The sequence below is a fragment of the Paractinoplanes abujensis genome (assembly GCF_014204895.1).
Classification (GTDB): domain Bacteria; phylum Actinomycetota; class Actinomycetes; order Mycobacteriales; family Micromonosporaceae; genus Actinoplanes; species Actinoplanes abujensis.
This window is the reverse complement of sequence record NZ_JACHMF010000001.1, coordinates 3,420,798-3,440,967: the sequence shown is the minus strand read 5'-3', so window position 1 is coordinate 3,440,967 and position 20,170 is coordinate 3,420,798. Positions and strand designations below refer to the sequence as shown.

The 20,170-nt window shown below is 72.2% G+C and carries 15 protein-coding genes; 10 read left to right on the top strand and 5 right to left on the bottom strand.

Going from position 1 to position 20,170, the window contains the following annotated elements; translation table 11 throughout:
- Positions 1-8 precede the first annotated feature (8 nt).
- Complete coding sequence (locus BKA14_RS15485; RefSeq protein ID WP_184951633.1) at positions 9-1,352, bottom strand: ricin-type beta-trefoil lectin domain protein; 1,344 nt, start codon at positions 1,350-1,352, stop codon at positions 9-11.
- A gap of 245 nt (positions 1,353-1,597) precedes the next feature.
- Here BKA14_RS15485 and BKA14_RS15480 point away from each other — a divergent pair, with 245 nt between their 5' ends.
- The 6 genes from BKA14_RS15480 (at position 1,598) to BKA14_RS15455 (ending at position 11,158) form a co-directional block, all read left to right on the top strand.
- Entirely contained in the window at positions 1,598-3,652 is a 2,055-nt protein-coding gene (locus BKA14_RS15480; protein WP_184951632.1) for a serine/threonine-protein kinase, read from the top strand.
- Between the two features lie 177 nt (positions 3,653-3,829).
- Positions 3,830-5,869, top strand: coding sequence for an amidohydrolase family protein (locus BKA14_RS15475; RefSeq protein WP_184951631.1), 2,040 nt, complete (start codon positions 3,830-3,832; stop codon positions 5,867-5,869).
- Between the two features lie 239 nt (positions 5,870-6,108).
- Positions 6,109-7,236: a sensor histidine kinase gene (locus BKA14_RS15470; protein WP_184951630.1), complete on the top strand. Its 1,128-nt coding sequence runs from the start codon at positions 6,109-6,111 to the stop codon at positions 7,234-7,236.
- The gene (locus BKA14_RS15465) at positions 7,233-7,919 is read left to right on the top strand and encodes a response regulator transcription factor (protein WP_184951629.1); all 687 of its coding nucleotides are present in this window, start codon (positions 7,233-7,235) and stop codon (positions 7,917-7,919) included. Before BKA14_RS15470 ends, BKA14_RS15465 begins: the two co-directional genes overlap by 4 nt.
- Before the next feature lie 39 nt (positions 7,920-7,958).
- Positions 7,959-8,711 (top strand): ABC transporter ATP-binding protein, encoded by a 753-nt coding sequence (locus BKA14_RS15460; protein WP_184951628.1) that lies wholly within the window; start codon positions 7,959-7,961, stop codon positions 8,709-8,711.
- Positions 8,708-11,158, top strand: a complete 2,451-nt coding sequence (locus BKA14_RS15455) for an FtsX-like permease family protein (RefSeq protein WP_184951627.1) — start codon at positions 8,708-8,710, stop codon at positions 11,156-11,158. Before BKA14_RS15460 ends, BKA14_RS15455 begins: the two co-directional genes overlap by 4 nt.
- Here BKA14_RS15455 and BKA14_RS15450 read toward each other — a convergent pair.
- From BKA14_RS15450 to BKA14_RS15440, 3 genes are all read right to left on the bottom strand, one after another.
- The gene (locus BKA14_RS15450) at positions 11,155-11,682 is read right to left on the bottom strand and encodes a hypothetical protein (RefSeq protein ID WP_184951626.1); all 528 of its coding nucleotides are present in this window, start codon (positions 11,680-11,682) and stop codon (positions 11,155-11,157) included. The genes BKA14_RS15455 and BKA14_RS15450 overlap by 4 nt on opposite strands.
- Positions 11,683-11,759: 77 nt before the next feature.
- Positions 11,760-12,026 (bottom strand): mycothiol transferase, encoded by a 267-nt coding sequence (locus tag BKA14_RS15445; RefSeq protein WP_221477272.1) that lies wholly within the window; start codon positions 12,024-12,026, stop codon positions 11,760-11,762.
- A 47-nt stretch (positions 12,027-12,073) separates the two neighbouring features.
- On the bottom strand, positions 12,074-14,365 hold the full coding sequence (locus BKA14_RS15440; RefSeq protein WP_184951625.1) for a bifunctional glycosyltransferase/CDP-glycerol:glycerophosphate glycerophosphotransferase: 2,292 nt from the start codon (positions 14,363-14,365) through the stop codon (positions 12,074-12,076).
- Between the two features lie 174 nt (positions 14,366-14,539).
- Here BKA14_RS15440 and BKA14_RS15435 point away from each other — a divergent pair, with 174 nt between their 5' ends.
- The 4 genes from BKA14_RS15435 to BKA14_RS15420 are packed head-to-tail and all read left to right on the top strand — an operon-like array spanning position 14,540 to position 18,478.
- A complete protein-coding gene (locus BKA14_RS15435; protein ID WP_184951624.1) occupies positions 14,540-16,078 on the top strand; it encodes a phenylacetate--CoA ligase family protein in 1,539 nt (512 codons plus the stop codon).
- Positions 16,075-16,518: a DUF4188 domain-containing protein gene (locus BKA14_RS15430; protein ID WP_184951623.1), complete on the top strand. Its 444-nt coding sequence runs from the start codon at positions 16,075-16,077 to the stop codon at positions 16,516-16,518. The genes BKA14_RS15435 and BKA14_RS15430 overlap by 4 nt, the downstream gene beginning before the upstream one ends.
- A complete protein-coding gene (locus BKA14_RS15425; RefSeq protein ID WP_184951622.1) occupies positions 16,518-17,564 on the top strand; it encodes a GNAT family N-acetyltransferase in 1,047 nt (348 codons plus the stop codon). The genes BKA14_RS15430 and BKA14_RS15425 overlap by 1 nt, the downstream gene beginning before the upstream one ends.
- Positions 17,561-18,478: a nitroreductase family protein gene (locus BKA14_RS15420; protein ID WP_184951621.1), complete on the top strand. Its 918-nt coding sequence runs from the start codon at positions 17,561-17,563 to the stop codon at positions 18,476-18,478. Before BKA14_RS15425 ends, BKA14_RS15420 begins: the two co-directional genes overlap by 4 nt.
- A gap of 506 nt (positions 18,479-18,984) precedes the next feature.
- Here the strand turns inward: BKA14_RS15420 and BKA14_RS15415 are convergent.
- Positions 18,985-20,109 carry a baeRF2 domain-containing protein gene (locus BKA14_RS15415; RefSeq protein ID WP_184951620.1) on the bottom strand — a complete coding sequence of 375 codons (1,125 nt, stop codon included), beginning with the start codon at positions 20,107-20,109 and terminating at the stop codon, positions 18,985-18,987.
- Between the last annotated feature and the right edge of the window lie 61 nt (positions 20,110-20,170).

Here is a 20,170-nt window from a genome sequence, read left to right as displayed (position 1 = left end):
GGACAGCGTCAGGCGCGGCGCCACTTCTGGTTGGCGCCACCGACACAGGTCCACAAGTGGAGGACGGCGCCGTTGTCCGGGTTCCACTCGGCGATGTCCACGCACTTGCCGGCCTGCGGGTTGACCAGGTCGCCGGCCGCGCTCAGCACGAACTGCTGGGCCGCGGTGCCGTTGCAGGTGTAGATCTGCACGGCCGCGCCGTCGTGGGTGGCGGCGTCCGCGACGTCCAGGCACTTGTTGTTCTCGGTGCGCACGGTGCCGTCGACGAACTGCCACTTCTGGTTGGTGCCGTCGGTGCAGTCCCACACGTGCACGCGCTGCCGGTCGGCGAAGTTCCAGTTCGGCACGTCGATGCACTTGTTGTTCCAGTTGCTGGCGATCCGGGTCGTGCCGCCGGCCGGGGGCGGGGTTTCAGCCGGCGTGCAGCTGTTGTCCGCGGTCACGTTGTCGGTGTGCCGGGTGCCGGCCGCGCGGAACGCGTTGACCCGGGCGGTGGCCTGGGCCGGGGTGAGCACCTGCTTCTTGGCGTGGAACACGTAGTCGACGTTCTCGTGCCAGACGCTGGTGCCGCCGCTGTGCCCGGTCAGGTCGATGAACCACTGGTTGAAGTCGATCGACATGTTCTGCCGGGGGTAGAACTTGCCGCCGTGGGTGCCGACGAGCTGGCCGTCGATGTAGTAGCGGACCTCGCCGCCGGACACCGTGGCCATGACGTCCCGCCAGCCCGCGATGCTGCGGCTCTGGCTGCTGTACTGCCGGTCCTGCACCCACGGATCGGGCTGGTAGGTGTACCAGGTGGTCTGGAAGTTGGTGGGCCCGGTCGCGCCCCAGCCGCCGTTGGGCAGGTATTCGCTGAAGTCGAGCTCGCTGTAGATCGGGTCCATCGCGTAGCGCAGCGGCGAGATCGTGTAGAAGGTCTGGTTGACCAGGTCGCCGTCGTTGCCGGAGACGGGGGTGTCGGCGAACTTGATCCGGGCGAAGTAGGTGCCCTCGAAGAACCGCCGGTCCGGCAGCGACATCTCGGCGTGCGTGGTGCCCGCGCCGGTGCCGTTGGTGGTGGCCTGCAGGCGGGCGACCGTCTGCCCGTCGACCGTGGGGAACGAGACGTTGCCGGCCGACCAGGTGGCGCCGGGCACGCCCGGGCCGCCCGCACTGGTGCGGATGTGCCAGCCGCGCTGGGCCAGCGCCGGGTCGGACGCGGAGGCGTACGAGAAATCGTCGAACAGCACGCCGCAGGTGACAGCGGCCCGGGCGGGCGTGGCCGTGGTGGCGCCGGCCGCGACGAGCCCGGTAGCGGCGACGACGGCGGCGGCTGCGGCGTGGAGCGTGCGGCGTATCAGGGCATGGGCCATCAGGGACATCCTCGGGGGACAGGGGATGGGGATGGCCCACAGCATCACGGCGGCCGTCGACGCCAGTCAATGGATGTGAACAAACTTTTTTACCACTGGTCAACTTTGAGGTAATTATTACTGTCGATCTTCCCTCGTGCACCCCGCCGATCCGTGCGGCCGGGACGGGGTGGTCCGTTTGCTGCTGTGGCGGGGCCTCGGTAGTCTTCGCCGGGTCCGCTGACAGAACAGGCTCTGACCACATCATGAGCATGCCGTTGCGTCCCGGCGACCCCACCCGGCTCGGCGCCTATGAGCTGCTCGGCCGGCTCGGCCAGGGGGGCATGGGCAGCGTCTTCGTGGCGCGTGCGCCCGACGAGCGCCTGGTTGCGATCAAGGTGATCCGGCCCGAGTTCGCCGACGACCCCGAGTTCCGCGGCCGGTTCCGCAGCGAGGTCAGCCGGGCCCGGCAGGTGCCGCCGTTCTCGACCGCCGCGGTGCTCGACGCCGCGCCCGATCACGACCCGCCGTACCTGGTGGTCGAATACGTCGACGGTCCGTCCCTGACCGCGTACGTGGGGGAACGGGGTCCGCTCTCCGGGGCCGCCCTGCAGGGTGTGGCCGTGGGCGTCGCCACCGCGCTGACCGCGATCCACGGCGCCGGGGTCATCCACCGCGACCTCAAGCCGGGCAACGTGCTGTTCGCGCTGGGCGGCATCAAGGTGATCGACTTCGGCATCGCCCGGGCCTTCGAGGCGACCAGCCGGCACACCAGCACCGACCAGATGGTCGGCACGGTGGCCTACATGGCGCCGGAGCGCCTCGACCCCGCCTTCGGCGCCGAGGTGACCACGGCCGTCGACGTCTTCGCGTGGGGCGCGGTCGTCACCTACGCGGCCACCAGTCACACCCCGTTCGCGGGCGAGTCGCCCACCGTGACCGCGATGCGCATCCTGACCCAGCCGCCGGACACCTCGGGCGTGCCGGAGCCGCTGCGCAGTGTGGTCGAGGCCGCGCTGGCCAAGTATCCGCAGGACCGGCCGACCGCGCGTGAGCTGCTCGACCTGCTGCTGGACGGGCCGGCCCGGGCGGGGTTCCGGCCGGCGCCGGCGGCGACTCCGCCCATGCCTGCGCCGGACGACGTCGTCGAGGACCCGGCGCCGCACCGCAGGCCCGGCAGCCGGGTGCGCCGCTGGGCGGTGGCCGGGGTGGTCCTGGCCACGCTGCTGACAGCCGGCCTGATCGGTGGGCACCTGCTCAGCGCCAACCAGGCAACCGGCTCGACCGGCCCGGCCGTGTCGTCGGGCCCGGCCCCGGCCCCGGTCGACCCGCTGACCGCGATCCTGGCCGGCGACCGCCGCTTCTCGCTGCAGCTCGGGGAGACCGGCCGGTTCTTCATGCTGGAGGACGCCCCGGCCGAGGTGGAGCTCTCGGACGGCACGGGCTCCCGGTCGCAGTTCGTGCTGGAGCCGGTGGGCGTCGACTACATGATCCAGTCGCTGACCAACGAGGGGTACGCCGGCCCGCCGGTCTGCCTCGGCGTCAAGATCGATCCCAGCGTGACCATCTCGCCGCTGGTCGGCACGACCTGCACCCCGACCAAGGCCACGCTGTTCTCTCTCGTCGAGGCGGGCCGGGACGCCGCCGGGAGGCCCGCCTACAGCTTCGGCAACGCGTACGGGTTCGTGCTCTGGGACGACCGGGCCAAGCGCTCGACGGTCGAGGAGACCGGTGACGCCCGGTACGCCGACCGGTTCACCTTCGTCGACCGCGGGGAGCCGCCGGCCTCCGCGTCGCCGAAACCGTCCACAGCGTCCGAGCCGAAGCCGACGACGGCTGCGCCCACCGGCCCGAAGCTCGTCGACGCGGACGTGTCGGGGCTGAAGAACCTGGGCGTCGCCCTCGGCGTCCCGGTCGTCATCACCCTGACCGCCGACGCGGGCGGCTCCCACCACCTGCGCTCGCACCCGGACGGGTCGGTCGACCTGACCGGCACCGGGGTCACCGAGTCGACCCGGATGACCATGAAGCCGGCCCGGGTCCGCAAACGCTCCGACGCCAACGAGAACCAGGTCCAGATCGTGGCCACGCCCAAGGTGCCCGCGGCCGGGGCGCCGGCCTGCCTCACCGACGTGCGCGAGACCGTGCTGCGCATGCAGCCGTGCCGGCCGGGTGACGCCACCCAGGCCTGGAAGCTGACCCCGGCCGGTGACTCCGGCCTGTTCGAGGTGCAGGGCGCCCACACGGTCCTGCGCAGTGAGGACGGCTCGCTGCTCAAGGAGGGCGGCTGGTCCGCCTTCGACGCGATCGCCGTCGCCTGACCCCCTGATCCGCCAGTTGCCCCGTCGAGCGGGCGATCGGCCGTGGCGCCGTGCCCGAACGCGCCAGCCGGCCCAGGCGACAGTGCGGCTGAGAGAAAATTTCACATTTACATCTATGAATAGCGTGTGACTCTTCTTACACTCGCCCGACGGTGATCGATCGGAGGGAGTTCCCCGGTGGCGAGATGGCGCAAACTGGCGGCGGCCTTACTGGTGGCGGGGCTGGTCGGGGCGGCGCCCGCGCCCGCCTCCGCGGCCCCGGCCTGGAGCCCCGCGCAGGATCTGGAAGGTCTGTGCGCGACGCTTCAGGTCTTCGACGGCACGACGTCGAAGGGCTACGTCCGGCGTGACTCCGTCGGCTACGGCTTCACCGGCACCGCGTCGGCCGCCGAGCCGTTCCGGTTCGAGGCCACCCAGCTCGGGCGCTACCTGCTGCGCGACTCCACCGGCAAACCGCCCTATCAGACCGTCGTGGGCTGGGTGTGGGCCGGTGACGCGTACGGGGACAGGGCCGACTGGACGGTGAGTGCCGCCGACGGCAAGTACCGTTTCGTCTCCACCGCGACCGGTCAGCAGCTGGGCGTCCACCTCGGCGGGCTCGGCGCGGGCAACAGCAACTCGACAGTCGCGCTGGCCCCGGCCACCGGCTGCGCCGCCGTGCCCGACATCGCCACCGGCGTCAGCGGCACCCCGGCCCCCGGTGTCGACGCCGGCGGCAAGCTGGTCGGCTGGATCGACGCCCACGCGCACATCACCGCGGGCGAGGCGTTCGGCGGCTCGCTGCACTGCGGCGACGCGTACGCTCCGGGCGGCGCCCCCGTCGCGCTCAAGGGCTGCCCGTCGCACGCGACGCTCGGCTGGGGCGCGCTGCTCGAGGCGATCATCGCGGGCACCGACCCGATCAACTCGGCCGAGGACGGCTGGCCCACGTTCGGCGATTGGCCGCAGTACGACACGATGCTGCACGAGGCCTCGTACTTCCGCAGCCTGGAACGCTCCTGGCAGTCCGGGCAGCGGGTGCTCAACGTGCTGCTGGTGGCCAACCGGGTGATCTGCGGGCTCACCCTCGAGCACACCTCGTGCGACGAGATGGACCAGATCCGGGCCCAGGCCACCTATCTGCGCAAGATGCAGGACTATGTGGACGCCCGCAGCGGCGGCCCCGGCAAGGGCTGGTTCCGGCTGGCCACCACCCCGGCCCAGGTGCGTCAGATCGCCGCCCAGGGCAAGCTGGCGGTCACCATCGGCGTGGAGAACTCCGAGATCTTCGGCTGCCGCGAGGTCAACGACGTCCCGCAGTGCACCAAGGCTCAGATCGACGCGGGCCTCGACGAACTGGCCGCCATCGGCGTCAGCGGTCTCTATCCCGTGCACAAGTTCGACAACGCGTTCGGCGGCACCCGCTTCGACGAGGGTGTCACCGGCGCCGCGGTCAACGTCGGCAACCTGATCTCCACCGGGCACTGGTGGCAGGCGACCTCCTGCACCGGCCCCTCCGACAACGAGCAGCCGATCGTCAGCGACGACTTCGCCCGGCTGCTGCAGCTCGGGGTGAACCTGCCGGCCGGGGCGATCCTGCCGGTCTACCCGAGCGGCAAGATCTGCAACGTCCGCGGGCTGACCGACCTCGGCCGCTACCTGATCGAGCGGATGATGGACCGCGGCATGATCATCCACATCGACCACATGAGCGTGAAGGCCGCCTCGGCCGTGCTCGACCTGGCCCAGCAGGCCAACTACCCGGGCGTCGCGTCGGTGCACAGCTGGTCCGACCCCTCGATGATCAACCGGATGCTCGGGGTCGGCGGGTTCGTCGCCGGGTACGCGTTCGCAGCCACCCCCGACGGCCAGGACACCCACACCTTCCTCGAGGAGTGGCGCACCAACACCGGCCTGGCCAACGGCTCGAAGATCACCGGCTACGGGGTCGGCACCGACGTCAACGGGCTGGGCACGCAGGCCGCCCCGCGTCAGGACGCCGCATCCCGCCCGCTGGTCTACCCGTTCACCGCCACCAACGGCACCCGGGTGACCAAGCAGGTCTACGGCTCGCGCACCTTCGACCTCAACACCGACGGCGTGGCCCAGTACGGCCTGTACGCCGACTGGATCACCGACCTGATCAACCAGGCCGGCCCGGACGCCGCCCAGCTGCGCCGCCAGCTGCTCAGCGGGGCCGAGGCGTACACGGTCATGTGGGAGAAGGCTCGCGCCTGACCGGCCGACGCCGCCCGGCCAACTCTGGCCGCCAGGAGTTCCCTGGTGAGCCGACGGAGCCGGGCGGCGTCGCCGGGGTCGGACGAGGCGTTGCGTGGTCGAGCACATCACCGTGCCCTTCCTCATCGGGGTGACCGGCACCGTCGCCGTACGGGCCGAGACGTAGCCCGCCCCGCCGGCCGGATCTGCGACCGCAGTCGGATGCCGGGAGAGCCGCCGCTGGCTATCGTGAGGTCGCCATGCCCGGTTCAGTTCAGTCGATCCTGCTCCGCGACGGCGCGTCCGCGTTCGGCGTCGCCGTGCTGTGTGCTGCCTCCGCCTGGCCGTCGGTGGTGGCGCTGCTGGTCACCGCGGCGATGTGCGCGCCGCTGGCGGTGCGCCGCGTGCGCCCCCGGCTCGCGCTGGTGGCGTTGACGGGTGCGGCCGCGTTGCACGTGACCATGCTGGACGGCCCCAACGCGTCGATCATCGCCGTTCCGGTCGTGCTGTACAGCCTGGCGCGGTGGTCCGGTCCGGCCGACGCCCGTACGGCTCTGGCCGTCGGCCTGGCCGGCTCGGTGATCGGCCCCGTCCGGTGGTTCGCGCCCGGCCTGGTGAACCCGACCGCCGGGGCCTGGGCTACGACGATCGCGGCGTACGCGGGGGTGGTCGTGGCCTTCTACGTCGCCGGGCGCCGGGCCCGCGAGACGGCTGAGCGCGCGCTCGCCGAGCGGGAAAGCGTCCTGCTGGCGGCGGCCGCTGAGGAACGCACCGCGCTGGCCCGCGAGGTGCACGACATCGTGGCGCACTCCCTGGCGGTCATCGCGGTGCAGGCCGAGGGCGGCCGGGCGGTCACCGCGAAGAAGCCGGAGCGCGCGCCCGACATCCTCGCCGTCATCGCGGACGCGTCCCGCGGGGCCCTCGACGAATTGCGCGAGCTGGTCGCCGTGCTGCGCGCCGACGGCCGGACCGTCCCGGCCCCCCATCGACCCGCGCCCGGCCTCGGCGACCTCGGGGAGCTGGTGTCGCGCCTCGACGGGCGAGCCCGGCTGCGGCTGGCCGGCGACCGGGAACGGGTAGGTCCGCTGGCCGCGCTGACGATCTACCGGCTCGTCCAGGAGAGCCTGACCAACGTGCTCCGCCACGCGGGCCCCGCCGCACGAGTGGAGGTACGGGTGCACATCGATGCCCGCGAGGTGCTGGTGAGCGTCACCGACGACGGCCGCGGCGGCTTCCCGGACCCGGCGGGACGCGGCACCGGCCTGATCGCCATGCGCGAGCGGGTCCAGCTGCACGAGGGCCTGCTGACCGCCGCGCCCCGGCCCGGGGGCGGCTTCGAGGTGCGGGCCGTGCTGCCGCTGCCCGGCCCGGGGGCGGCGCCCGGATGAGCCTGCGCGTGTTCATCGCCGACGACCAGCGACTGGTCCGCGACGGGCTCAGGATGATGCTCGAGTCCTGCGACGACCTGGTCGTGGTGGGGGAGGCCGGGGACGGCCGGGCCGCCGTCGACGCCCTGCGCGGCCTGGGCGCGGACGTGGTGCTGATGGACGTCCGGATGCCGGTCATGGACGGCGTCGAGGCGACCCGGGCGCTCAGCGAGCTCGGCCATCCGGCGCGGGTGCTCATCCTCACCACCTTCGACCTCGACGAGTACGCGTTCACCGCGTTGCGCGCGGGGGCGGCGGGTTTCCTGCTCAAGGACGCCCGCCAGGCGGAGCTGCAGAACGCGGTGCGTGAGGTGGCCGCCGGAGGAGCGGTCGTCGCCCCGAGCACCACCCGGCGGCTGCTGCCGTATCTGATCGACCGGCTGCCGGGCGGCCGGGCCGGGCCGGACGCGCGGCTCGGCACCCTGACCCCCCGCGAGACCGAGGTGCTCACCGAGATCGCCGCCGGGGCGACGAACGCCGAGATCGCGACGCGTCTGCACATGGCGGAGGCGACGGTCAAGACGCACATCGGCAACCTGTTCGCCAAGCTGCACTGCCGCGACCGCGTCGCCCTGGTGCTGTTCGCCTTCGACGCCGGTCTGCGACCAGGGTCGCAGGCGCGCGGCCCGAGCTCGCCACCGTAGTCGGATCCGCGCAGGTCACCGGCTTTCTACGGTCGTCCTATGATCGATACGTCAGCCATTGCGGACCCGTCGCGGCCGGCCTCGGCGCGCGGGCTCAGCAAGACCTACGGAACGGGGCCGACCGCCGTGGCCGCCCTGCGCGGGGTCACCGTGGAATTCGCCCGGGGCACGTTCACCGCCGTCATGGGACCGTCCGGGTCCGGCAAGTCGACGCTCATGCACTGCCTGGCCGGGCTGGACCGGCCCACCGGCGGGCACGTGTACGTGAGCGGCCGCGACCTGACGACGCTGGACGACCGGCAGCTCACCCGGATCCGCCGCGACCACATCGGGTTCGTCTTCCAGTCGTTCAATCTCGTCCCGACGCTGACCGCGCGGCAGAACATCCTGTTGCCGCTCGACCTGGCCGGCCGGCGCGCCGACCCGGCACGGCTCGGCGCCACGGTCGCGGCGCTGGGCCTCGGCGATCGTCTCGACCACCGGCCCGGCGAGTTGTCGGGTGGGCAGCAGCAGCGCGTCGCGATCGCCCGGGCCCTGGTCACCGAGCCCGACGTCGTCTTCGCCGACGAGCCGACCGGTGCGCTCGACTCGAGCACCGCCGCCGGCCTGTTGGAGCTTTTGCGGCGCTCGTGCCACGAGCTCGGTCAGACCGTCGTCATGGTCACCCACGACCCGATCGCCGCCGCCCACGCCGACCGGGCGCTGCTGCTCAGCGACGGCCTGCTCGTACGGGAGCTCGAGCGACCCACCGCGGCCGCCGTGCTCGACCAGATGCGGAGCTCGGCGTCATGACTGTGCTGCGGATAGCCCTGGCCGAGCTGCGGCAGCATCCGCGGCGGGTCGTTGCGGTGGTCGTGTCGATCGTGTTGGCCGTGGGCTACCTGGTCGCCTCCGTGACGGTGCTGGCCGGCACCACCACCGCTCTCGAGCGCGGCGTCATCGAACGCACCGCCGGGACCGACGTGGTGGTGACGCTGCGGGCCATGGATCCACGCGCGCAGGCGGCCCTGGCCCATCGGGTCGCGGCGGTGCCCGGGGTCGCCTCAGCTGACCTCAGCTACCTGTCGCGCGGCTCGGTCAGCGGCTCGTCGGAGTGGGTGCAGCAGCAGTCCGTGCCGGCCAACGCGAAGCTGCGCTGGACGGACCTGACCGCTGGGCGCTGGCCGGCCGGGCCCGACGACATCGCGCTCGGCGCGACCACCGCCCGCCAGCTGAACCTGCGCCTCGGTGACCGTGTCACCGTGCACGACACCACCTCCTCGGTCACGCTGACGGTGACCGGTCTGGTGCGCGAGAGCGGCTCGTTGCTCTCCGGGCTGGCGCAGCGCTCGTTCGTCGCGCCTTCGTACTACACCGGTGCCCCCTCCATCCGCACCTCGCTGCAGACGGAGATCCTGGTCGTCGGGGACGGCTCGGTGGCCGCCGCCCGGCTCGCGGCCGAGGTGACCGCGGTGGCCGGTGACAACCGGGTGGAGACCTCGACCTCGTTCGGCCGGCGCAAGATGAGCGAGGCCACCGGCGGAGTCTTCGTCCTGCACCTGATGCTGCTGGTCTTCGGCGCGATCGCCCTGCTGGTCGGCGCGATCATGATCGTCAACACGTTCGTCGTGCTGGTGGCCCAGCGGCGAAGGCAGATCGGGTTGCTGCGCGCGCTGGGGGCCGGGCGGTGGCAGATCCTGCGGGCGCTGCTGGCCGAGGCGGCGGCGATCGGTGTCGCCGGCGCGGTGCTGGGCACGGGGGCCGGAATCGGGCTGGCCGCCGTCGTCGCGGCCGCGCTGGACGGCCCGCTGACCGTGCCGGTCGGGCAGGTGAGCGCACTGGCCGCGGTGGGGGTGGCGGTGACCCTGGCCGCGGTGCTGGTGCCGGCCCGGCAGGCGATGCGGGTGGCGCCGCTGGACGCCCTGCGACCGGTCGCCGACCGCCCGGCCGAGCGCCGCTTCGCGCGCTTGCGGGCGGCCGCCGCCGCTCTGCTCGGCTGCATCGGGCTGGCCGGCATCGCGTGGGGCTCCGGCGAGCGGCCGTACGCTCTGCTGTTCACCGTGGGCGGGGCCTTCGTGGCGGCGGTGGCGCTGCTGTCAGCGTCCGGGATCATCGTGCCGGCGCTGCTGCGCGGCGTGGGCCGGGCCCTGCGGCGTGGGCGCCCCACCGTCCGGCTGGCCCACCTGAACGTCGTCCGCAACCCGGGCCGGACGGCCGCCACCGCCGCGGCCCTCATGCTGGCCGTCGGTCTGGTGGTCACCCTGCAGGTCGGCGCGGCGAGCATGACGGCCACCGCGGAACGCAACCTGAGCGAGCAGTTCCCCATCGACGTGACGGTCTCCGTCTTCGGCGGCGCCCTGCCCGAGCGCACGATCCGCGACGTCGCCGGGGTGGCCGGGGTCGCCGAGGTGGCGGCGCTGCCGTCCGCGCGGGTCCGGGCCGGCCTGCGCGGGCGCACCACCGACGTCGTCGTGCTCAGCCCCGGCCCGGACGCGCTGGCCCTGGTCCCGGTGCCCGTGCCGCCGTTGCGAAACACCGTCCTGGCCGACCCGTACCTGCTGGCCGACACGGGCGTCCGGGACGGGACACGGGTCACCTTGACCGGTCCGTCCGGCTCGGTGACCGTACCGGTCAGGGCGCATGACCTGGCCCCCGCCGACGCGATGGTGGTGGGCCCGGACGTCATGCGCGCTCTCGACGCGCGGGCGCCCGCCGGCACCCTGTGGGCCCGCACGCGCCCGGACGCCGACATCACCGCCCTCCGCTCCCAGCTGCGGGCGGTGGTGGCCCCGATCACCGGCGCCGAGGTGGGCGGTGGCCTGTCGGCGAAGGCCGGCTACCGGGAGTTCCTCGAGAAGCTGCTGACCGTCACCCTCATGCTGCTGGGCGTGGCCGTTTTGATCGCGCTGATCGGGGTGGGCAACACCCTGGGCCTGTCGGTGCTGGAACGCGCCCGCGAGTCGGCGCTGCTGCGTGCGCTCGGGCTGCAGGGCCGCCAGCTGCGATGGATGCTCGCGATCGAGGCGACCCTGCTCAGCCTGGCCGGCACGGTTCTCGGTACGGCCGCCGGCGTCCTCTTCGGTTACCTCGGCACGCGGGCCCTCAGCGACGAGGTCAACTTTCGCACGGTGGTGTTCTCGGTGTCCCCGCCGCGGCTGCTGACGGTGGCGGCGGTGGCCTTGGCGGCCGGGGTGCTCGCCTCGGTGCTCCCCGGCCGTCGGGCGGCCCGGGCCGCCCCGATCGAGGCCCTGACCGACTAGGCCCGGCCGCAGGCGCCGTAGCGGGCGGCGCGGAAGTGGCGGACGACGTCGGCCGGGACGCCGGGGCAGATGTCGGCGGTGCCGCTGCTGAGCACCCGCCAGGTGCCGGCGGTGTGCTTCCAGACCACGTAGGACTCGTCGGAGTTGGAGCGCTCGGGCACCGTCGTGGCCGCGTAGTCCTGGAAGCAGACGATCTTGGTGAACGTGGAGCCGGGAAACACCCCGTCGTCCGGGTTGGTGCGCAGCGCCTTCTGCAGGCCGGCGTTGGTCACCGGGCACGCCTTGGCCGGGCGGGCCGGGGGCCGGCTGGTGGGCGGCGCGGAGGTGGCGCCGGCCGGGCTGGTCGCGGTGGTGGCCGGCGGCGTGGTAGGGGCGGCGCCGGCGCCGGCCGACGTGGTGGAGGTGGCGGGCGCGGGCACCGGCGCCGCCGCGCCGCCGACTCGTTCGACGCCGCCGGAGCATCCGCTCAGCAGGGTGGTGGCGCAGGCGGTGGCAGTGACAACGGCCAGGAGAGACTTACGCATGACCTGAAACCCCGTTCATGGTTCGCACGACTGTGTTGTCTGGTGCGATGCGGCTCCTGACGCCTCAGTTCTCGTGATCAGGTCACGGAAGTGTAACGGCGTGGTGGCTCCTCGCCCGTCTCGCCGTCGATGCGTTCGCGGAGAAAATCCGCGTGCCCGTTGTGCCGGGCGTACTCCTCGATCATGTGCAGGTAGATCCAGCGCAGCGTGTAGTCCTCGCCGGGGCTGGCCTCGTCGGGGCTGCGCCCGGCCACGGCCGCCCGCGATCGGGCGACGCTGGTCTGATAGCTGGCCAGATCGTCGGCGGCCCGGCCGGCGGCTCGGGGCGCTCGGGCCTGATCCAACGCGACATGCCGGCACCCTGCGGCACGGACGAGAGGGCGGCGTGGCCTCACGACCCCAGGCGCGCCGCCGACGCCGACCTGTCCCGCTGGGCCGGCAGGGCCACGGCGGGGGAGTCGTCCGCGACGGGGTGCACTTCCGGCAGCGGCTCGGGCGCCATGACCGGCACCGCGCGGCCCGCGGGCGCCGGCGGGACGGGTTCGTCGAGGAACACCCGGCGTACCACCCGCTCGGATGCGCGGCCGTCGTCGAGGTAGCAGAAGCGCTTGCGGAACAGCGCACGGGCGCTGGTCGCGGCCGGGCCGGAGACCGCGCCGGAGACGAACAGGCCGGCCAGCTCGTTCTCGTCGTCGGTGGCGACGCCCGGGCCCTCGGCGAAGACGTCGAGGTAGGCGCCGCGGGTGGCCCGGTACTTGTCCCAGTCGGCCGCGTAGATCGCGATGGGCCGGTCGAGCACCGCGTAGTCGAACATGACCGACGAGTAGTCGGTGATCAGCATGTCGGCCGCCAGGTAGATGTCCTCGACCCGCGGGTAGTCGCTCAGGTCGACGATCCCGGGGTGCCCGGCCGGCACGTGCGAGCGATCGAAGTGGTGCACCCGCACCAGCAGCACCGTCCCGTCGGGCAGCCGGTCGGCGAAACTCTCCACGTTGAGCAGGGCGTCGCTGCCGAACTCGTAGTCGCGATAGGTCGGCAAGTAGGCCACGGCGACCTGACCGGGCCGCAGGCCGAGCCGCTCGCGGGCCGCGGCCACGTCGTCCGGGGTGGCGGTGGCCAGCACGTCGTTACGCGGGTAGCCGGTTTCGAGCGTCTCGTAGTTGCACGGGTAGGCCCGCTCCCAGATCTCGCTCGTGTAGGCGTTGGGGCTGACGCTGTAGGTCCAGCGGTCGCTCCGCTCGAGCAGGGCGGCCATGTCCAGGTCGCCCAGACCGGACGGGTGTTTGAGCTGGTCCACGCCCATCGCCTTGGCCGGGGTGCCGTGGTTGGTCGACAGGTGGATCGCGCCGTCGCGCTTGACCACCCAGCCGCGGTAGTTGACGTTGGTGATCAGGTACTTGGCCTGGGCCAGCGCCCGGAGGTGCGCCTTCGTGCCGATCGTCACCGTCTCGACGCCGGCCGGCACCTCGGCCTCCGCACCCGGCTTGATCTCCCACACGCCCCGTACGCCGGGGGCCAGCTCGGTCATCTTCTCGTAGACCGCGCGCGGGTTGCACACGTAGCCCTTGCCCCAGTACGCGGAGTAGACGGCCAGGTTCTCGTCCATGGGCCGGCGCAGCCGGGACCGGTAGTAGAGCATGTTGAGCCGGGTCCGCAGCCGCACCGCGTTGCGCACCTCGACCAGGCGGGGCTTGGCTGCCGCGGCCGCGTCCAGCCCGGAGCGGAAGGTGCGCCACTGCGCGTACGAGTTGCGGGCGACGATCCGGTGCCCGGCCCCCTCCCGGCCGCCGGGGAACGTGTAGCCGGCGGGAACGTGCCGGCGGTAGGCCGCGGCGACCGCGCGGAAGAACTCCTTACGGTCGGCCCGGGCGATCCGTTCGGGGTTCTCCAGCACCAGCAGGCACTGGTAGAGCATGCGCTCGAAGACCAGGTGGCGGAACGGCGCGGCCCGCTCGCCGATCGCGTCGAGCCGCTGGAAGAGCGCGTCCCACTGGTCGAGCACCTCGAAGTGCCGGCGGCCGGGGGTCGACGTGATGGCCCCGCGGCGGCGCTGCCGGTAGTAGACACAGACCCGTTCGAGCACGCTGATCCGGTCGGCCAGCATCAGCACGGGGTAGCCGACCGGAACGTCCTCGTAGAGCCCGGTCGGGTAGGTGATGTCGTTCTTGAGCAGGAAGTCCCGGTTGTAGATCTTGTTCCAGGCGACGTGGAAGATCCGGATCGCGGCCGGGTGCTCGGCCAGCGTGAACGTGCGCGGGAACTTCGCCGATGCCACCAGGGCGGAGAGCCGGCTGTGCTTCGTCGTGGTGTCCCACCACACCTTCGCGTAGTCGACCACCAGCACGTCGGGCTCGGCCGTCCGCAGCCGGTCGGCCACCGCGGCCAGCGCGCCCGGGGCGATCCAGTCGTCGCTGTCGATGAACCAGACGTACTCGCCGGCGGTGTGCCCGAGGCCGGCGTTGCGCGCCTCGCCCAGGCCCACGTTCCGCTCCAGGTGCACCACGCGGACGCGGCTGTCGCGGGCGGCGTACTCGTCGAGGATCGCGCCGCTGTGGTCGGGCGAGCAGTCGTCGACCGCGATCACCTCGAAGTCGGTGAACGACTGCTCGAGGATGGAGTCGAGGCATTCCCGAAGGTAGGCCTGCACCCGATAGACGGGAAGGACAATACTCAGCAGCGGCATGCGTCTGAACCTCGCGACAGGGGGAACGGCGGCGTGACGCTACCAGGAAGATTGGCGCCGGTCGGACTCGCGTAATGCGTTGTTTACCTTCAGGCCGGCTGAGGTCGCGTACTCAGGCAGGTTGAGTAGCGGCGGGGAAGCGGCGCCCACCAGGGAATTCATAGCGTTTGACCCGTGATCTCGACCCTGCGGCAATGGACGCTCCGGCTCGGCAGCCACGCGCTCAGCGGCATCTACGCCCTCTATCGCACGCACCCCGCGGTGTGGCGCTTCATGGCCCGGCACTACCGGCCCCGCCTCGCCGGTTTCGCCCGCCTCAACGCCTGGATGACCTGCCAGTTCGCGGCGCTCGACGTGCCCGCGTACGGCGATTTCCTGCGCCGCCACGGGTGGGAGTTCCGCTGGTTCGACCTGGACAGCTACCCGCCCACCACGAAGGCGTCCTACGTGCGGGCCTATCCGGAGCCGCAGCGCTGCCGGCACGGGCGGCTCGAGATCGAGGGCAGCGTGGTCGACGAGTCGTCGGGCTCGTCGGGGCAGCCGTTCAACTGGGTCCGCAGCCGGTCCGAGCTGCAGGCCGTGCATCGCAACCTGGCCGCGTACGCCACGATGATCTTTCCGGCCGGGCGCCGGTTCGTGATCAACGCGTACTCGATGGGTGCGTGGGCCACCGGCACGAACACCGGTATCGCGATGTCGCGGATCGCCATGGTCAAGAACACCGGACCCGACATTCGCAAGATCATCGACACGCTGCGGCATTTCGGCCCCGGTTTCGAGTACGTGGTGACCGCCTACCCGCCGTTCCTCAAGCGTCTGCTGGACGAGCTGGACGCCGAACGGTTCCCGTGGGACGAATACCGCATCTCCGGCCTGGTCGGCGGCGAGGGCATGACCGAGGCACTGCGCGACTACCTGGAGAAACGCTTCCGCAAGGTCCGCTCCGGTTACGGCGCTAGCGACCTGACCATCGGCATGGCCGGCGAGACCGAACTCAGCGTGTGGGTCCGCCGCCGCCTGCGCACCGACGCCGCGCTGCGGTCCCGGCTGCTCGGGCCGGGCGAGGAACGGCTGCCCATGGTGTTCCAGTACAACCCGCTGGAGACGTACCTGGAGACCACGGCCGGCTCGGAGCTGCTCTGCACGATCAACTCGACCGCCGTGGCCAACCCCAAGGTGCGTTACAACATCGGCGACGAGGCCCGGCTGGCCACGCTGCCCGAGGTGCTCGCGGCCATCGGCGATCCGGCGGCGCGGGCCGAGGCCGAGGCGGCGATGCGGGTCGACGGGATGCGCCTGCCGCTGCTGTTCCTCTTCGGCCGCAAGGACAGCACGATCTCGTACATGGGGGCCAACATCTACCCCCAGGACATCGAGTACGGGCTCTACGACGGCCTGTACGCGCATGTGCTCGAAGGTTTCTGCCTTGAGCTGGTGGAGGACGACCGGTTGGAGAGCCGGCCCACGATCCACCTCCAACTGCGTTCCGCCGTACGGGTGGCGGCCGCGCAGCGTGAGCTGCTGATCGATGCGTGCCGGGCCGGCGTGCTGGCCCACCTGACCCGCTCGAGCCGGGACTTCGCCGAGTCGCTGGCCGAGGACCCGTCGGCCGCCGACGTACGGATCGTCGTGCACGACCACGGCACCGGGCCGTTCGCCGGCTCCGCCACCAAGCTCAAGAACGTCTACCTCGTGAAGGGGAGCGCCGCATGAGGACCACCGACTTCAGCGCGGCCCCGCCGCAAGGGCGGGCGGACGCCATGTTCATCGGAGCCACGAAATACACCGGGCCGCTGGCCATGTGGCACACGATCCGCACCTGGTTCCCGATGGTGCGGCAGATGAAGCGGATGTCCGGCTACCGCTGGCACACCGTGTACTACCGGTTCCCGTACACGATCGGCACCATCGCCTTCTTCGAGGACCAGGACGCGATGCTCAAGTTCGCCCGCAGCCGCCACCACCGCGACCTGATGTGCTGGCTCACCGACGAAGGCGCGACCAACGCCACCGCCGGTTTCATCCGTCTGTTCACCGCCCAGCCGCACGGTTACAGCAACGGCACGTGGCGGGCCGAGGACGGCACCATGTCGCACATGCCGACGTGGACCCCGCTGTCCACCGAGACGACCGGCCCGCGGGTGCACCGCTGATGAAGGCCACGCCCGTTCTGTCGACCGCGGATCTCCGTGACTTCCGGTCGCTTCCCGTGCGGCTGCACCCCCGGAGCCTGTACGTGCCCCTGCCGGCCCCGGTCATCGCCCGGCACAGCAAGACCGCTTCCATGTACGTCGTACGGGACGGCAGCGGGCACGTCGTCGGCCGCACCAGCACCTACCGTTTCGGCCCGTGCCAGCTCTTCGGGCACACGGAGTTCACCGACGACGACACCGTCTTCGGTGCGCTGATGCAGGTCGTGACCGGCGCCGCCGCGGGGCGCCCGTTGTTCGGCCCGGTGTCGTTGCTGCCCAACCAGAGCGGCGGCGTCATCACCAGCGGCTTCGAGTCGCGCGGCTTCGTCGACTCGGCCTGGAACCCAGCCTACTACCCGGCGATGTACGAGCGGCACGGCTTCACCCGCCGCTTCGAGGCCGACACCTGGGCGATCGACGTGGCCGGCTCGGCCGGCGCGTACACGTTCGACGACAACCGGATCGCCGCCGAACGCCTGGTGATCCGGCACGGCACCCGCCGCGGGCTGCGCCACCAGCTGCCCGTCCTGCGCGAGATGCTCAACGCGAGCTTCGCGCAGCTCGGCTACTACACCGAGATCTCGGCGGCGCAGCTGGCCGAACAGACCGACGGGCTGGCTTACCTGCTCGACGAGGGCCTGCTGGTCTGGTTGGAGAAGGCGGGCCGCCCGGTGGCGTTCCTCGTGGCGGTCCCCGACATCTCCGAGTTCCTGATGCGTACGGGCGGCCGGCTCGGCCCCCTCGACCAGCTGCGGCTGCTGGCCACCCGGGCGCGCTACCGCCGGGACGCCGTGCTGGTGATCAAGGGTGTGGTGCCGTCCGCGCAAGGCCAGGGGTACATGACGCTGCTCAGCCGGGAGGTGCACCGGCACCTGGAGGCGAGCGGCTACCGGACGCTGCGCAGCACCTTCGTGGAGCGTGACAACACCGCGTCGGCCGCCTCCTACCGCCGGGCCGGTGGGCGGCCCCTGCACGGATACACCTTCTACCAGCGAGGTGCGGCATGAGCTGGGTCTCCGTCCTGCGCGAGCACGAGCCGCTGTTCCGGCGGGCGCCCAGCGCGCACAACACCCAGCCGTGGACGATCGACTACCGCGCCGACGAGATCGTCATCGGCGTGGACCCGGCCCGGTCCCTGCCCGACTCCGACCCGACCGGCCGCGACCTGGCCCTCGGGATGGGCGCGTTCGCCGAGACCTGCCTGATCGTCGCGGCCGACGCCGGCCTCTGCGTGGACTGCGACCTCAGCGACCCGCGGCTGATCCGGCTCGTGGCGGCCGCGCGGCGCTACGACACCAGGTTCCACCGGGCCGACGTCGACGCGCGGCGCGTCGCCCGCGGACCGTACGCGGAGGGGCTCCTGGACCTGGTGATCCTGGCCGCGCTCGAACCGGGGATCGTGCACGTGCGCAGCCGGGCCCTGGCCGGTGAGCTGGCCGCAGCCGACCGGTGGATGTTCGGCACCCCGCCGGTGGCCCGCGAGCTGCGCCACTGGCTACGGCTGGACCCGCGCGACCCGCGCTATCACCGTGACGGGCTGACCGACCGGGCGCTCGAACTGAGCCGGCCCGAGGCGCGGGTGCTCGCCGGGGCGCTGCGCGCTTATCCGCTGACCCGGCGGCTCGGCCTGCCCGCCCTGCTCGCGGCGGGCGGGCGCAACCTGCTCCGGTACGACGGCAGTGTGCTCGTGCTGACCGGGGAGGACGACGACGTGCGCGAGGCCGGGCGCCGCCTGCTGCGCACGTGGTTGCTGCTGGGGCGGTTCGGGCTGGCCGTGCACCCGCTCAGCCAGCTGCTGGACTGCCCGGCCACCGCGGGCCGCCTGACGGCCCGGGTCGGCGGCCGCCCGCTCGCCGTCTTCCGCGTCGGCCACCCCCGTCACGAACCAGATCGCTCAGCCCGCCTCCCACCCACCCACTGACATGTCAGTCATCCACGGCGCTCCGCTCCGCTGCTGACATTTCCGTTGCCCGCGCTGCCCGCTCCACTCGCTGACATTCCAGTTGGCCGCGGCGCTCCACTGACATATCAGTTGGCCGCGGGGTTCGGTTCACTTGCTGACATTTCAGCTGGCGCGGCATTCTGGTTTGCTCGCTGGCATGTCGGTTGGCCGCGCCGCTCGGTGCACCCGCTGGCATGTCAGTTGGCCGCGATATTCCGCTTCGCTGACATGTCAGTCGGCCCCGGGGTTCGGTTCGCTTGCTGACATTTCAGTTAGCCGCGGTGCTCCGCCGGTTTGCTGACGTTTCAGTTGGCCGCGGCACTCCGGTTGGCTGCTGGCATGTCAGTTGGCCGCGATTCCGCTTCGCTGACATGTCAGTCAGCCACGGCGCTCGGTTCGCTTGCTGACATTTCAGTTAGCTGCAGCGCTCCGCCGCTTTGCTGACATTTCAGTTAGCCGCGGCGCTCCGCCGCTTTGCTGACATTTCAGGTGGCCGCGGTGCTGGCGTCCGCGTACCGCAGGACCGCGCCGATGCCGTGCTCGACCGGCCCCTCATCCGGTCCGATCAGGATCAGCTCGGCGTCCGTCCCGGCGATGGCGCGGACCAGGGCGGCGTCGGCTCGCACCTTGACCGGACCGGTCACACCCGCCTCGCGCAGCACGTGATCGTCGACCGACAGCAGAGCCGGATCTTCCGGCGCCGTCCACAGCATGTCGGTGGACGACTCGTCGTTGACCAGCAGCACCGTGTCGACCTGGCCCCGCTGCAGCCGCGCCACCACGTCGACCAGCCCGGTGCTCGCGGTGCCGTCGCCCAGCTGGGCACGGAAACGGTCCAGCACCTCCCGGACCTGGCGGTCGGCGGCCTCGGCCACGGCCTGGATCGTCACGTCGTCCAGCCCCGACTCGTCGGCGCCGGCGTGCCGGGAGCCCGCGTCGGTCGAAACCACCCGGCCCTGCCAGCGTTTGGGCAGCCGCCCGATCAGCGCCGGCACGGCGCGGACGTCCCCGCCGACCACGATGACCTCGGCCCCGACAGTGTCGGCGAGGTCCGCCGCCGCGGCCGCGACGTCGCCGGCGTTGCGCTTCCACGACTCCTCCACCGCGTGCAGGTAGTGCAGGTGCGACCAGCCGCCGGCGTGCACCTTGCGCATCGGGAAGGTGGCGCTGCCGGTCACTTCCCGGTGCCGGGGCACACCACCGGCCGACAGGGCGTCGAGGTCGGCCCCGGTCCGGTCGGCCAGCACCCGTACGTAGGGGACCTCCTCGCCCCGCTGGGCCAGCAGCGGCATCACGTGCGGCAGCGGTTCCAGGCAGGCCACGTCGGTGGCAGGCGGGGCGGGCAGCGTCTGCACCAGGGCAACCTCGCCGTCCGAGGCGAAGATCGCCAGGCCGTGCGGTCCGGGCTCGGCCGGCTGGTCCCGCACCGCGTCCGCCACCGCGTCCAGGGTGGCCTTGTCGGCGCCCTGCTCGGTGAGCCGCTCGCGCAGGCCGCGCCAGCGCAGGGCGATCTCGTGGCCGGCGTTCTCGCCGGACCGGGTGGCGTCCAGGTAGACGGACACCCAGGCGCCCGGGCGGTCGAACAGGGAGCGCAGGAAGTCGAGTTTCACGGTGGGGCACCTTCCGCTCGTCGGGGTCGCTGCCTACCCCGGAATCCGCGGATCTCACCGG

Bases quoted from the DNA above. Each gene is read 5' to 3' on its own strand.
- BKA14_RS15485 (WP_184951633.1), bottom strand. From the start codon at position 1,352: ATGGCCCATGCCCTGATACGCCGCACGCTCCACGCCGCAGCCGCCGCC.
- BKA14_RS15480 (WP_184951632.1), top strand. From the start codon at position 1,598: ATGAGCATGCCGTTGCGTCCCGGCGACCCCACCCGGCTCGGCGCCTAT.
- BKA14_RS15470 (WP_184951630.1), top strand. From the start codon at position 6,109: ATGCCCGGTTCAGTTCAGTCGATCCTGCTCCGCGACGGCGCGTCCGCG.
- BKA14_RS15465 (WP_184951629.1), top strand. From the start codon at position 7,233: ATGAGCCTGCGCGTGTTCATCGCCGACGACCAGCGACTGGTCCGCGAC.
- BKA14_RS15460 (WP_184951628.1), top strand. From the start codon at position 7,959: ATGATCGATACGTCAGCCATTGCGGACCCGTCGCGGCCGGCCTCGGCG.
- BKA14_RS15455 (WP_184951627.1), top strand. From the start codon at position 8,708: ATGACTGTGCTGCGGATAGCCCTGGCCGAGCTGCGGCAGCATCCGCGG.
- BKA14_RS15450 (WP_184951626.1), bottom strand. From the start codon at position 11,682: ATGCGTAAGTCTCTCCTGGCCGTTGTCACTGCCACCGCCTGCGCCACC.
- BKA14_RS15440 (WP_184951625.1), bottom strand. From the start codon at position 14,365: ATGCCGCTGCTGAGTATTGTCCTTCCCGTCTATCGGGTGCAGGCCTAC.
- BKA14_RS15430 (WP_184951623.1), top strand. From the start codon at position 16,075: ATGAGGACCACCGACTTCAGCGCGGCCCCGCCGCAAGGGCGGGCGGAC.
- BKA14_RS15425 (WP_184951622.1), top strand. From the start codon at position 16,518: ATGAAGGCCACGCCCGTTCTGTCGACCGCGGATCTCCGTGACTTCCGG.
- BKA14_RS15420 (WP_184951621.1), top strand. From the start codon at position 17,561: ATGAGCTGGGTCTCCGTCCTGCGCGAGCACGAGCCGCTGTTCCGGCGG.